Below are 14,370 nucleotides of genomic sequence, written 5' to 3' on the forward strand. Positions count from 1 at the left end.
CAAACCACCTTCCAATACCAGTAAGAATTTCATAAAATTAGACCACTTCAAACTAACTCCAAACTGGTATGAACAAAAGTTTCCTGACAAATATCATTTCCTTGGCTCTGCTGGCCGCTGGCTACATTGCCAACAACCATATCCTATTATATGCTGGTCTATTCGCCTTTTCTGGAGCCATCACCAATTGGCTGGCCATACATATGCTTTTCGAGAAAGTGCCCGGGCTGTATGGTTCAGGTGTAATCCCTGCCCGATTTGAGGAGTTTAAAGCGGCAATTAAAACGCTGATGATGGAGCAATTTTTTACGTCAGAAAACATCGACCGATTTCTAAGCAATGAAATGGCTGGCGACAAAACTATCAACCTAGAGCCAATTTTGGAAAAAGTGGATTTCAATCCAACCTTTGACTCTCTCGTTGATGTGATTGCCAACTCTCAGTTTGGTGGAATGTTGTCAATGTTTGGTGGCACCGAAGCTTTGCAACCACTCAAGCAACCTTTCGTCGAAAAAATGCAAGAATCTGTGGTCGAAATCAGTCAAAGTGAATCAGTAAAAGACGCAATTAAGCAACAGTTTGAAAGCCCAGCAATGATGGGCGAAATTACGACAAACATCGAAAATATTATCGATCAGCGCCTCAACGAGTTAACCCCAAAAATGGTGAAAGAAATGGTACAGAAAATGATAAAAAACCATTTAGGTTGGCTAGTCGTTTGGGGAGGTGTTTTTGGTGGGTTAATCGGAATTATTTCAGCATTAATTACCGCTTAACCAACGTGCCTTAAGGATAAAAAGGAAAGCGACTGACTGGCTTTCCTTTTTTACAAGCTCGATAGCTGATCTGGGTTAATCCCAAAGCTTGTTTTATGCTCTTCAATAACGACTTCACTACGAGTTTGGATCACGCCAGGTAAAGTTCCTAATTTGCTTGACATAAAATCTCGGTAAGCCTTCATGTCTTTAACTCTTATTTTTATCATGGTGTCGAAGTCCCCAGACAAAGAGTAGCATTCTTCAATTTCTGGCATTAGTTCTACAGCAGAAGCAAATTTTTCAAAGACAGAAAAGCTAGATTGATCGAGCCGGATATGAATAAATACTTGAACATCCAAGCCCAATTTTTCGGGGTCAAGCTCAGCATGATAACCTTTGATTATGCCCTCTTTTTCTAACCGTTTCACTCGGTCTGAACAAGGTGAGTTGGTTAAGTTAACCTGCTTGGCTAGTTCTACAACAGACAAACGCCCCTTTAACAATAAGGCACGCAAAATTTCACGATCAATTCTATCTAACGCCATAAGAAAAAATTTTATATGGTTGTGTGACAGAAATAATAGCCAAAGGTAGGCTTCTGAATCAAATCAGGAGGGAGAGATTTAACAACTCATTATGCGTTGTTAAATGACTTTAGCATTTGAAAAACCCGCATCAGTTAACTCGGTACGGCTATTACACACTCGGCAGTAACTCTGTTTTTCCATCTTAACGTAGTGCCCACCTTGAAAAACCACAGTCACTAAATTGTGGACTGTTTGCAAGACCGATCCTTGTTCTGGCTGACTGCGCTTCATTACTACTTTATGGGGAGTTTCCCGGCGACAGCAATGGCAGTAAGCTTTTGGCATTTTTTTGTCCTCTAAAAAAGCGGTCATTTAACTGATACATAGCTCAATATGAGCAGAATGACACGTATACTGAAAGATTAGGTATTTTTTTGTGACACAAGTCAAACTTTATACCAAAGTCGCTCATAAAGAATACGAGTCGATTAATAAAAAAGCTCTGTATTATACAGAGCTTATCTGGCATAAAACAAGCCAATCGAAATTATGAATGAAAAATTAAATTTTCCATTTTTGTGAAGTCAATAGGCATGGTTGATTTCTGTATCATTTAGTGACTCTCACTACCTAACTCGAGTAATGTAGCATTTCCTCCCACTGCCGTAATGTTGATGGTGCGAGTCTTTTCTGTCATAAATCTCAACACCAAGTGAGTATCCAATACTAACGTCATATTCTTTGGCTCAGTTTCAGAAATTAGGGGAGCTATTGCACCGTTACGCTTTGCAAGCTGACGGTTAATTGAACGTTCCACCGAAGCATTTCCGACATACCCGACACATCTAACATCTGAATCGAGAATTTGATGATACGCATCGTACGATACGAACTGCACTAAATTCGCTGGCATTGACGAAAAGGCACGAATCAATAAACTGCTAAGCTCATTATCATCAGTACATACAATCACGCTATTTCCAGCAAGAAGTGCAGCCGATACTTGAGCCACAATTACATCTCTCGCTTCCAGTGAGCTATCATCTTGCACAATCAATACAACCCCTCTTCCACTAACGTAGAGTTCATTCGTTTCACCTGTGGGCCCAACTAGGTTATGAGGCTCAGAGAGTAGAGGTTTTGCGGCTTGCATGTGATAACCCAATATTGAGGACAGCCTCTGATTGTCTTTTAGTTCATCTTTAGCTGATAGTAAGTGCTTACACTTAAACTCAAATGAAGTCAGATTCCAACTTTCTCCTGCGACAAAAGCATCAGAAAAACATGTTACTTGATGAGTCATTATCATTTCTCCTTAGGCGGCAGTTTAAGAAAACTCGACTTGTGTAAAACGATACAAATAATGCGGGCCACCAGCCTTTGGACCTGTGCCTGATAAACCTTGCCCTCCAAACGGTTGAACACCTACCACCGCTCCCACTTGATCGCGATTGATATAGCAATTCCCAACCTTGGCGTTTTTTTCTATCCATCGATACGTTGTTTCATTACGACTGTGGATACCTAATGTCAAACCATATCCCGTCTGATTAATCTTCTCGACAATCTCTGCTAATTGCTTCGCTTTATAACGAACGATATGCAGAATCGGTCCAAACTGCTCTTCTTTCAAACAGCTAATGTCATTAATTTCAAACGCAGTTGGTGCAATATAATCACCGTGTTCACATTCAGCATCTAAGTTTTGTTGCGCAACTTTGGATTGGGTTAACGTCATTTCTTCAATGTGCTTAAGAAGCTTTGATTTTGCAGCTCCATCAATAACTGGCCCGACATCGGTACTATGCAAAAATGGCTTACCAACACTCAGCTCATTCATCGCGCCTTTTATCAAAGTAATGATTCTGTCGGCAATGTCTTCTTGCACAAATAGCACTCTCAGCGCAGAACACCTTTGCCCAGCAGAAGCAAACGCCGATCTCAATACATCACGTACAACTTGCTCCGGTAACGCAGTGCTATCGACAATCATAGCGTTTTGACCACCAGTTTCAGCAATTAACGGAGCAGGTTGAGCCTCTCTTTGAGCAAGTGCTTGGTTAATTCGCTGAGCCGTTAAAGTGGACCCCGTAAAAGCCACGCCAGATACTTTGATATGGCCAGTTAATGCTTCTCCGATATCTTTTCCTCTTCCAGGAAGCAACTGTATCACCCCTTTAGGGAAACCCGCTTCGTTCATCAGTTCAACGGCTTTCATCGCAATCAAACTGGTTTGCTCTGCTGGCTTAGCGACAACGGTGTTGCCTGACACCAATGCGGCAGTAACTTGGCCAAGGAAAATAGCGAGTGGGAAGTTCCAAGGGCTAATACACACAAAAACGCCTCGGCCCACTCGAGTTATTTGCCTGTCAGCACCTTCAAAGTCTTTTATTTTTACTGGACTAAGTAACTGAGCTGAGTTGGCATAGAAACGACAAAAATCTACCGCCTCTCTGACTTCATCAATACTGTCGTGAATTGTTTTGCCTGCTTCTTGATGGCATATCGCTACCAGCTCCTCCATATTTGACTCGAGTAGATCGGCAAGTTTATTAAGTAGCGACGATTTTTCAGTGATGCTTGTCTCTGTCCAATTTTTGTATGCGTTAGCTGCACCTTCGATGGCGTCGGAAACATGATCAAGGTTGGAAAACATAACCTCTCCAACTTCAATTCGGCGGTCATACGGCGCAGTTATTCGCTCGCCTGACATTTCTTCCTTGATCATGCTTTCATAATGAGACACTCCATTGATAAATGGCGCTGCTTGCCACTGCCTGCTCAGAAACATCTCAACTTTCTTCTCAAAAGAAGCCGATTCACTTTCGATATCGATATTGATTCCGTAGGAATTTTTACGATCGGGGAAAATGTGTGGTGGTAGAGGGATGCTTGCATTGTGCAGAGTATCAAACTCCTGCAGCATATCCACTGGGTGCCGAGTTAGAAGACTTATTGGGCAGTTGGCATCCACCAAGCGATGGACAAAAGAACTATTCGCACCATTTTCGAGTAAGCGTCGAACAAGGTAAGGAAGCAAATCCTTGTGGCTACCAACAGGGGCATAGATGCGGACAGGCTGATGATAAGTAGACATGGCGTGGTTGTACAGCGCTTCTCCCATACCGTGTAGGCGCTGAAATTCATAGTCACCATGCTGGGCCATCACGGCTATCGAAGTGACAGTTTGCGCGTTGTGACTGGCAAATTGTGGGAAGATATTACCTCTCACATTTTCGCTTAATAAGAACCGAGCACATGCCAAGTACGCGACGTCAGTTGCCTCTTTGCGTGTGTAAACGGGGTAATTCTCGTAGCCTGCTTGTTGCGACCATTTAATTTCGCTATCCCAATAAGCACCTTTGACCAAACGAAGTGGAATCAAATCCCCTTGCTGTTTTGCTAGGCCATTTAACCAAAGTAATACTGCTAACGCTCTTTTTGAGTAGGCTTGAACAACGAGACCAAATTTGCCCCAGCCTTTGACCATTTCACTACGATAAATTTTCTCAAATAGCTTTAGTGAAAGCTCTAACCTGTCCGCTTCTTCTGCATCAATCGTAATGGCAACGTCCAGTTCTTTTGCTCGACACAGTAATTGCAACACGGTTTCATATAGTTCTGACAGTACTCGCTCTTGATTAGCCACTTCATATCTTGGATGCAGTGCCGATAACTTAATCGAAACAGAGGGTGCAGGGCTGGTACTTTGCGCATACTTATCTCGCCCAACCTCCTCTATCGCAATAAGGTAGTCTTTGAAATATTTATTCGCATCTGCTGTCGTAAGTGCCGCTTCACCTAGCATATCGTAAGAGTACGTGAAGCCTTTGTCTCGCATTGTCCGGCCATTTTTTTGAGCCTCTTCAATGGTTCGTCCAAGCACGAATTGGTGACCCATCACTTTCATCGCTTGGAGCATCACTTTTCGCACAACTGGCTCTGAGAGCTTGTTCACTAAACGGTTTACTGCTTGAGTTGGGCTTTTGGTCTCACCAGAAACGCCAATGACTTTACCGGTCAACATCAGCCCCCAAGTTGAAGCATTAACGAAAACTGAGTCAGAACTTTTAAGGTGAGATTTCCAATCGGCGACACTCAACTTGTCTTTAATCAGTGCATCTGCCGTGGCTGCATCTGGAATACGCATTAAGGCTTCAGCGAGACACATCAGCAATATTCCTTCTTGGGTATCTAGGCTGTACTCCAAAAGCAATGCGTCTATCATTTGGATTGCTTTACTATCCGCTCTCACAGCCTGAATAAGCTGCGTCGTTTTTTCTGCAATCTGCGATTTTTCTACTTCACTTGGCGCAGCTAACGGGAGAAGCTGCTTTAACCACTGGGTTTCATCCACCATATAAAGTGGAGAAATATTCGACCATAGTTGCTCTAATGGTTGATTAACGAACTCTGTCTTTAACACATCGGTTGCAATAAACATTGTTAGTCCTCGATATCAGATCCAATCATGCTTGGGAATTCTTCAATGGCAGGAGTTTATTTCGTGCTACTGGTAAATACTTGCGAAATACTCCGCACCTTTTGCCAAAAACTCCGTTTGTTAACAAGATGACTACATCATCACAGCAAAACAAGTATAGGATTTTATTGATACAAGAAAATTAGGGGAGCAAGACTAACACTGAGGGCAATTGACGTCTGTTTCAGAGAAGTATCCAGAGATGAATTAGGCCCTAGATTTTCTATATTTCGAAGGAGAGATACCGGTTAGCTTTACAAAACTATGAGAAAAAGCACTCTGGCCTGAAAAGCCTGAGAGTTCAGCAACTTGACCTAAAGATAAATGACTATTTTCCATTAGAAGTTTTGCACGTTCTACTCGCTTAGATAAAACATATTGGTGTGGCGTGATACCAAGCTTTTCTTTGAATAAATAGTGAAATTGGCTTTCGCCAAGGTAAACACTTCCAGCAAGCTGAGCGACAGTAATTTTTTGTGATAAGTGCTGATCGACATAACTCTCTATGGAGTCTAAGTCTAACCTCGAGTCTCTCGTTGCAACCGGAGCTGTAACGGAGTGACGCAGCAACAAAGCGATGACAGTATCGCAACAAGCTCGACTTAAATAGAGATCGTCAGGGGTAACCTTCAGCTCTTCAACCAACCCACAAATTAAGCGGCTTACTCGCGCATTGAGGCTAAAGTAGATATCAGACCTTGATAACTCGTTAAATTTACTAAGATTAACTGGGTCGTTGTCACTTGGTTGAGCCAAGTTAACCACCAGAATATCAGAGCATCGAGATAAGCTCCCGAAAGCATGATCAAGGCCGTGCGACACAACACACCCCTGCCCAGGGCCAATTTCGCTTGTCCTCCCTTGCACTTCAAACTCTGCTTGGCCATTAAGACCAATCACCACTTGGGTGTAATCATGATCATGGCACTCCATATGAGAAGGAAGAGTAACAAGCTGCGCTGGACGTATGTCAATTGCAGCGGGGGCAACGAATTCGTGCTTATCCAATAACAATTTACTACCGTCCATTTTCGAAAACTAGAAAGTGACTCATCATACCGCAAAGGCCAAAATCCCCAAAATACAACCCGAGAAATCACGGCACTTTGACCACATTGCTCACATATAAAAGTGCGTGAGTATCAAACGCAGCGTTACGACAAAGTTGTGGGTTCGGAACAATGATCAAGTGCACATTAATTACGGTCAATGTCTATTCGAATGTTGATATTGCAACCAGGTTAAAATTATAGACTTGCATAATTTAACAATGTGCTCAAAATAGATAATGCACGACTCTAAAATATTCAAAGTCATTTACTTAGTGAATTACTGGCTGTAAGTTTTAGAACGTAAAGGAATTGAAAATACTGATTAGATAACTTTTCGCTTGGTTGATCTAGTTTGTGATTTTCTCTATGTGGGTTAACACGTTAATTTGTATGCAGGGACCTATGATAACACGTCGCATCCCAGCGCTGTTGCTTGCGCTCAGCCCGATATGGCTTTCAACTTCGATATTGGCCGAAGAAGTAAATCAGGTCGATCCTGTTACTGAAATCGACAAAAAACTCAGCACTAAACAAGCTGAGATAGACAATATCGCTTCGGAGTTTGATACCGAATCTGGACAGCTCCAACAGCTAAAAAATGAACAAGCAAAGCTAAAACGAGAAGGTGATGAGCTGAGCGCCAAACGCAATAGAGCTAAGTCTGCACTCGATAAGCAATATAGCCGACTACTTGAGGACCCTGATACCGATCTTGTTTCGTTCCAAAAGAAATATCAGCAAGCTTGGGCGTCAGTAAAAGCGAACCAAAACTCCAAATTAGAAAATGAGCAAGCCATTACTGAAAATGAAATGAAGCTTTCTCAGATCAAGCAAAAACAAGCCCGCCTAAATACCGAGTTTTCCAACCTAGAAGAGCAACGTGTCGAAGCTAGAGTTAAACGCCTCGCAGCGGAATTAAGGGAAAGTTCGGTACTCGAAACCAGTTATAAAACAACCTGCTCAACGACAATGACCTTGGCCGAATGTTCTAGCCAAGGGAAGCACCTAGCCAAACAAAAAGCGGTTAAATCTTTTCGCTCTGAGCTTATGGACAACTTAACCGAATCTGTCATCGCTAAACAGAATGTGAAAGGTGTTCAGCTCAATATTCATGTGCAAGAAAGTCAGATTATTCGTGCTGGCTTTGAGGGAAATAACGAATATTTCACCCAGATGCAAGCACAGTTGCAAGCCAAGCCTGAAGCTATTGCCGCCTGTAAGTTACTCAATGTATCCAGCCGCTACTGTTTAAAAGGTGACGCAGCGAAAAAAGCCAACGACAAAAATAAAAGCTGGGCCAACGTGACCGTTCGCTCCGATCAATATAACGATTCAGTCACCATCAACGGAATAGATTACGGTAGCACCCCTGTTGAGTTAGTGTTACCAACTGGACGTCATCAAGTGACAGTATCGAAAGACGGCTACGAAACCTATAACCAAACGATTAATGTAAAAGGTCGAGATACAGTTTGGGTGAAGCTTAGACCAAGCAAACAAAGTTAGTGGAGAAAAGTGAGTTGATTGTTCAATTATCAATCAACTAAAGCACAACAAATTCCATTTCTTTGTTGAGACTCACAAAGATGCAGTTTAAGGGCCATTTTGTCTAACCGTATCGTAAGATATAAAGAGATAAAGTGGTGTTTTCGCTTAGGATTTTTTATTAATATTACTGAAGTAGAAAGACAATGCGACAAGGTTTAACAGCTTTATTCTTAGCACTTATTCCTTGCTGGATAGCATCGTCAGCAATGGCAGAAGGAACGCCCTCCTCAGTTATCGCGATCGATGATGCATTATTTAGTAAGAATACTGAGTTAGAAAAAGCTCAAGATGCTAGAGATAAACAAAAACAACAATTGGACCTGCAGCAAGAGCGGTTGGATAAGCTTTCGCAAGAGGCACAAGAGTATGATTCTGATCTCGCGAAGGCTAAACAAAGCTTAGCGCAAGACTATCAGAGGATGATCGACGATCCTGATATAGATATATCCCAGTCTCAAAATGCCTATCAACAGGCTTGGTCTAGTGTTAAACAAAATCAGAAAGCACGTCTTGAAGCGGAACAAAAAGCTCAAGAGAAAAAATTTACTTTCGATCAAGCTCAAGCGGGTGTTAAAAGTATCGAAGAAAGTATTGCCGCCCTACTCGAAGATAAAAAAAGAGCACGTGTGGAGCGCTTGAAAAGCGAGCTTGGCCAAACCAAACAAGAAAAAGTTAGCTTTACCAACCTCTGCCAATCCAACATGACGATTGCTCAATGTACTAAACAAACTCAAGAGCTTGCTCTACAAAAAGCCGTCAAACAATTTCAAAAAAACCTTGTATCTCAAGCGACAGAATCACAGCTAATTGCAAGAAACATCAATAACGTCTCGTTAAATATCCATGTTTTACGTCACAAGACACTTAATTCTGGATTTTATGACGGCATGCGCTTTAAAGCGATACTACAAGTGGAGCTCGATGCAAGACCTGCTGAGAGTACCTCGTGTAAATTACTTGGCTTGGAATCAAAATACTGCTTTGCGCCTGGCACCTATGCGGACAAGCCCGGCAATCAACAGGAAATCGCTTGGGTTAGCCTCTCAATTCGCTCCAATCAATATAACGACCAAGTGTTTGTGGATGGCGTCTCTTATGGCAGTACGCCAGTAGAAATCATGGTGCCTGTTGGCGAGCACATGATAACGGTACAAAAAGATGGCTTTCGCTCTTTCCATCGTGAGCTAAAAATACACACAGATCATAACCTCAGAGCCATTCTACGCGAAAAAGAGAACAAACTCGTCGCTGGCAAAGAGTTTGCTGATGCGATAGCTGGGAGAACAAAAGCCCCTGATGTGGTGACTATTTTATCTGGGGAATACCTGATTGGAGAGAATGCATCCAAACAAGTTAACCTTGATCATGCTTACGCAATTGGGGCAACGCCAGTTACTGTCACCCAATTTGAAAATTTCATAAACAGGACCAACTATCAAACCGATGCAGAGCTTAAAAACACCTGTACAACTGTCGAAGGCTCTGAAGTAACCCCTATCGCCAAGAGCTATTGGAGAGACCCTGGCTTTAAGCAATACCCTAATTCTCCGGTGGTCTGCGTGAGCCGAAACGATGCAGATGCCTACGTTCGTTGGTTAAGCAATGAGACTGGCTACAAATATAGGCTTCCTTCAGAAGATGAATGGGAAATCGCGGCACTAGCTGGTAGCCACGACAATTATTGGTGGGGCAACAAATTTGAGCCCGGAAAAGCCAATACTGGCTGGGGTGGCACTCCTTGGTCAAACAAGAGCACCTCCCCTGTTAGCGCATTTGCTTCAAACCCTCTAGGTTTGTATGACATGGTTGGCAACGTATGGCAATGGACAGAAGACCGAAGGGGCCTAGCAAAAGGCGGGGCGTGGAACTTTTCTCCGGCTATGGCTGAAGCATATCAGCGCCTATTTATCGCCCCATCAGCAGCAGCAAACTATGTGGGCTTTAGAGTGGTTCGGGAAATTAATTAGAGCAGCACTCGGAATAGAAAAAACGCCGCTAGAGCAATGTAGCGGCGTTTTTGTGCAAATTTCTATGGTGGGTGTAAAAATTAAGGCGCTAAACGCTCAACATCCCAAAGGTTTCCATCTTTAGAATACAAGAATCGGTCGTGAAGGCGATTTTCACCACCTTGCCAAAATTCAATACTTTCAGGTTTAATTCGATAGCCGCCCCAAAAACTTGGCACAGGAATTTCACCTTTTGCAAATTTTTTCTTCAGCTCCAAAAACTTTCCTTCCAAGATCCCTCTTGCTGATATACGACTGCTTTGCTTACTTGCAATCGCAGCGATTTGACTTTCCTTAGGTCTTGAAGTGAAGTATTTCATGTTCTCAATAGCAGACAGTTTTTCTGCAGTTCCTGTTATATGAACCTGTCTTTCTATTGAATGCCAAGGAAAGTGAATACTTACTTTACTATTGTGCTCTATGTGTTTTGCTTTACGGCTTCCAAGGTTAGTATAAAAAACAAACCCTGCCTGGCTAACGTCTTTTAACAATACGATTCGCTGAAATGGTTGCCCTGTTGAGTCAACTGTTGCCACCGTCATCGCAGTCGGATCTATCAATTGCGCTGCAATGGCCTGTTCCATCCACAAGTTAAACTGTTCGATAGGATCTGCGTTTAAATCTTTTCTACGTAGACCGCCTTTTGTATACTCGCGGCGAATATCGGAAAGCTCCATTGTCACTCCTGAAAATTTTTTTCTCATTCTGCTACCAACCGAGTGAGAACTCAAGTGATCTCCCCCACTCCCCCATTTCCAAATTTTGCGTTGCGACAATTGTTGAGCAGATTTAATGAGAATTCGTTGTACTGAGGTTTACTTTTTGTTACAAAGAGCCCCTTTAAAAAACCGACTAACATACCGAATTTACGGAGTTCATTTTGAATATGAGACTTTTTGGCAGTTCCTTGATTCTTGCAGGAACTGCTTTAGGCGCAGGCATGTTGGCAATACCAATGGTACTTGCACAATTTGGCTTCTACGCCAGTACATTATTAATGTTGTTCATTTTTACCGGCACAACGTACTCAGCCCTATTACTAGCAGAAGCTTGCACTAAAACTAAAGGCCACTGCGGAATGAGTACAATCGCTTATTTGACGCTTGGTTCTAAGTTTAAACACTTTATTAATGCTCTTTTTTACTTATTGCTAATTTGTCTCATGATTGCTTACCTATTAGGAGTTGGCGATCTTTTCCACAAGATTCTGGGCGGACTAGGTATTAATTTGTCGCCGACTATAAGCTACACCATATTTTGTCTGCTAATGGGGGCAGTTGTCGCTTCTGGCACGAAGCACATAGACAAGCTCAATCGAGCATTATTTATTGTTATGATCGCGATGCTCTTTATCGTTATTGGGTATTTATCTTCAAATATCCACTTGAACTATATAGACCAAGCGAGCAGCTATAGTTTCCATGATGTACTCAAATACAGCGCAGTGATATTCACCAGCTTTGGCTCAATGGTCGTCATTCCTTCTCTAGTCACGTACAACGAAGGAGCAACTCCTAAGCAAATTCGCAATATGGTTCTACTAGGTGGATTAATTCCTCTTGCTTGTTATCTCGCTTGGCTATTTACCATCATTGGTAACTTAGGCGTGCATACCGTCAGCCAGTTTCACAGTATTACTGAGCTCATCTCTTCTTTTAGCTACGACAAACCATTTATCAAAGAAGTGAGTTCTATCTTCTCAGCTCTTGCATTAATCACTTCATTTTTAGGTGTGTCGATGGCGCTGTATGATCAGAATAAAGATGCGGTTTCAAGCAATACGCTATTTTCATTTGGTCTAACATTTATCTTACCTCTTGTTCTAACCAAACTGTTTGCTAATCAGTTCGTTGGAATGTTGAGTTATGCTGGTATGGTGCTTGTGTTCCTAGCCGTTTGGGGGCCGCTAGCAATGGTTGTTAAACTTCGTCAACCTGCTTCTGATGTCGTGAACGAGCGTATTGATTTAAAAGGAAGTTATACTGCTGGTGGTGGAAAAATTGCACTACTCATCACCTTTCTCTTCGGTGTCGTCGTCTTCATTTCTTGGTTTATGAAGTAGGTTGCCCCCTAACTCTCCAATACAATTGAAAAAAGCTGGCAATTTTTGCCAGCTTTTTTTATTTTCTGCTTCTTTCCTAATCAATCGTTTTGCTTAACCGTAAGCTAATGACAAAACCAATTATCCCCAAGATAAAATAGATAAGTAAAAACAGTAAATTTGACTGCATAAAACCACTGAGTGGATTAGCGTCAAAAAGTGCATGACTGGGTAAATCAATCACTGCACTAACAAACTGACTCACACCGTGATAGCCAAACAAAAGTATCGGCATTTCCTTTATCAAGTAGATGGAGATAAATAAGGTTGCGATTGGCGAACGAGTTCGCTGAGAGACTGCAAGTGCAATGGCTGCAAGAGGCAGCAGTGAGAAGCCAACAACCAACATTCTTCCAACAAAAAATAACCAGCTGGAAAAAGCGTGAACAAAGGAAAGAGGTGCTAATAAAAAGTTAGCCTGACTATGAGAAAGCAGTTTAACCAATAAAAAAATCAGTTCAGACGCTAACACAAAAAATGAACAGAATAATGGTACGGCTATCAAACCAAACAGTAGCTTGACCAGATGCCGGTGTAAGTCACTGACAGGCATACTCCGCCAGAACATCCAACTGCCTTCTTGTTTTTCTTTCAATAAGGTTTTTGGAAAGTAAGTACTAGTTAGAACAATTGAAACCACTCCCGCTATACCCATCAGAATATTTGTTAGGCTAAAGTGAAACCCAGACATTGAAGTAAAAGTTTGACTGCCAGTAAAGCTAAATTGATATGAAAAATTGGCGAAGTGTCCGGAGTTTGACAACGCTGCGACTGCAATCAAAATACTGCATAAAACTAGAATAATTGGTGCAGTTGTCGCCGATTTGTTCTCAATCCATTCTTTTTCCAACATATGCAAAGTTGAGTTCACAAGCTCTCTCCTTGTTGGCATGCAAGAAAGACATCGGAAAGAGAGGCTCTTTTTTGGCTTATCATCTCTTCTGCTAAATCCATATTCTCTGTTTCAAACAACCATTCAGTGCTACTTGGCCCCGGCTTGGAATATATTGGGTTATGCCTTCGCACTAGCTCTGAATGCTCATTCGCGGCTTCAACCATGGTATATTTTTTCTGAAGTGACGGTATCGACTCGTTAAGTACCAAGCGGCCACTTTTTAATATCAACACGTCTGTCAGTAACTTTTCGATTTCATTAACTTCATGACTAGCAATGAGTAATGCTTTCCCTTCCTCACGAAACCAATTCATCAGGTGCCGATAAAAAACATCTCGATAAATTAAATCCAGCCCCAAGGTCGGCTCATCCAAGATCAGGACATTAACCTCAGTTGAAATAATGATGGCTAAGTGTAGTTGAACTTTCATCCCTTTTGACAAGGCTCCAATACGAGTGCGCAGACGGATATCCGTTTCCGAAATAAGTCGTTTCGCCACTTCTGACTTAAAGCTCGGGTTCACGCCAGCGATATACTTGAATATCTGCTTTACTGTCATCCAGTTTGGTAACGTACTGGTGTCAGAAATATAAGACAAACCTTTCATTATCTCGGTTCGACTTGAAATAGGTTCTAAGCCATTTATTTTTATCTCTCCCTGATAACGATGAGCACCCAGCAAACTTTTAATTAAGGTCGACTTTCCCGCTCCGTTATGACCAAGCAAACCGACGACTTGACCTGCATGTATTTGAAAGCTAATGTTTTCTATCGCTTTATTTCTATCAGAATGGACGTTTTTATATTGCTTAGAGACGTTATTTGCTTCAACTAAGACATTCATTCAACTTTCCTTCACTATAGTTATTAACCAAATAATAATTGAAAACTCCTTTCTAAGTCATTGATTTAGAGTTTCTATGTAAGCCAATAGAATCAATAAATACAATCGGATAATTTGAATTAAGTCCAACCTATAACTATTTTATTTATATCCCT

At 41.9% G+C, this 14,370-nt stretch carries 12 protein-coding genes; 4 read left to right on the forward strand and 8 right to left on the reverse strand.

The genetic code is table 11. The features are described 5' to 3' along the window. Positions 1-68: 68 nt before the first annotated feature. On the forward strand, positions 69-776 hold the full coding sequence (locus ACM2FC_RS00970; RefSeq protein ID WP_498478947.1) for a DUF445 domain-containing protein: 708 nt from the start codon (positions 69-71) through the stop codon (positions 774-776). A 50-nt stretch (positions 777-826) separates the two neighbouring features. Here the strand turns inward: ACM2FC_RS00970 and ACM2FC_RS00975 are convergent, their stop codons facing one another. The 5 genes from ACM2FC_RS00975 to ACM2FC_RS00995 form a co-directional block, all read right to left on the reverse strand. Then, complete coding sequence (locus ACM2FC_RS00975; protein WP_498478948.1) at positions 827-1,303, reverse strand: Lrp/AsnC family transcriptional regulator; 477 nt, start codon at positions 1,301-1,303, stop codon at positions 827-829. Between the two features lie 99 nt (positions 1,304-1,402). Then, positions 1,403-1,630: a hypothetical protein gene (locus ACM2FC_RS00980; protein WP_498478949.1), complete on the reverse strand. Its 228-nt coding sequence runs from the start codon at positions 1,628-1,630 to the stop codon at positions 1,403-1,405. 268 nt (positions 1,631-1,898) lie between these two features. Then, entirely contained in the window at positions 1,899-2,588 is a 690-nt protein-coding gene (locus ACM2FC_RS00985) for a 1-pyrroline-5-carboxylate dehydrogenase (RefSeq protein WP_498478950.1), read from the reverse strand. Between the two features lie 24 nt (positions 2,589-2,612). Continuing rightward, on the reverse strand, positions 2,613-5,729 hold the full coding sequence (gene putA, locus ACM2FC_RS00990) for a bifunctional proline dehydrogenase/L-glutamate gamma-semialdehyde dehydrogenase PutA (protein WP_498478951.1): 3,117 nt from the start codon (positions 5,727-5,729) through the stop codon (positions 2,613-2,615). Between the two features lie 246 nt (positions 5,730-5,975). Continuing rightward, entirely contained in the window at positions 5,976-6,797 is an 822-nt protein-coding gene (locus tag ACM2FC_RS00995) for an AraC family transcriptional regulator (RefSeq protein ID WP_498478952.1), read from the reverse strand. 425 nt (positions 6,798-7,222) lie between these two features. On the opposite strand from ACM2FC_RS00995, the gene ACM2FC_RS01000 reads away from it, so the two are divergent. Next, positions 7,223-8,326 (forward strand): PEGA domain-containing protein, encoded by a 1,104-nt coding sequence (locus ACM2FC_RS01000; protein WP_498478953.1) that lies wholly within the window; start codon positions 7,223-7,225, stop codon positions 8,324-8,326. Positions 8,327-8,511: 185 nt separating this feature from the next. After that, the gene (locus ACM2FC_RS01005; protein ID WP_498478954.1) at positions 8,512-10,335 is read left to right on the forward strand and encodes an SUMF1/EgtB/PvdO family nonheme iron enzyme; all 1,824 of its coding nucleotides are present in this window, start codon (positions 8,512-8,514) and stop codon (positions 10,333-10,335) included. Between the two features lie 80 nt (positions 10,336-10,415). Here the strand turns inward: ACM2FC_RS01005 and pdxH are convergent, their stop codons facing one another. Next, complete coding sequence (pdxH, locus tag ACM2FC_RS01010; protein WP_498479499.1) at positions 10,416-11,051, reverse strand: pyridoxamine 5'-phosphate oxidase; 636 nt, start codon at positions 11,049-11,051, stop codon at positions 10,416-10,418. A 209-nt stretch (positions 11,052-11,260) separates the two neighbouring features. Between pdxH and ACM2FC_RS01015 the strand changes: the two genes are divergently transcribed. Next, complete coding sequence (locus tag ACM2FC_RS01015) at positions 11,261-12,436, forward strand: amino acid permease (protein WP_498479500.1); 1,176 nt, start codon at positions 11,261-11,263, stop codon at positions 12,434-12,436. A gap of 76 nt (positions 12,437-12,512) precedes the next feature. Here the strand turns inward: ACM2FC_RS01015 and ACM2FC_RS01020 are convergent, their stop codons facing one another. Both ACM2FC_RS01020 and ACM2FC_RS01025 read right to left on the reverse strand, forming a co-directional pair. After that, positions 12,513-13,346, reverse strand: a complete 834-nt coding sequence (locus tag ACM2FC_RS01020; RefSeq protein WP_498478955.1) for a hypothetical protein — start codon at positions 13,344-13,346, stop codon at positions 12,513-12,515. After that, positions 13,343-14,215 (reverse strand): ABC transporter ATP-binding protein, encoded by an 873-nt coding sequence (locus ACM2FC_RS01025; protein WP_498478956.1) that lies wholly within the window; start codon positions 14,213-14,215, stop codon positions 13,343-13,345. Before ACM2FC_RS01025 ends, ACM2FC_RS01020 begins: the two co-directional genes overlap by 4 nt. Between the last annotated feature and the right edge of the window lie 155 nt (positions 14,216-14,370).

The organism is Vibrio sp. A37 (genome assembly GCF_059777565.1).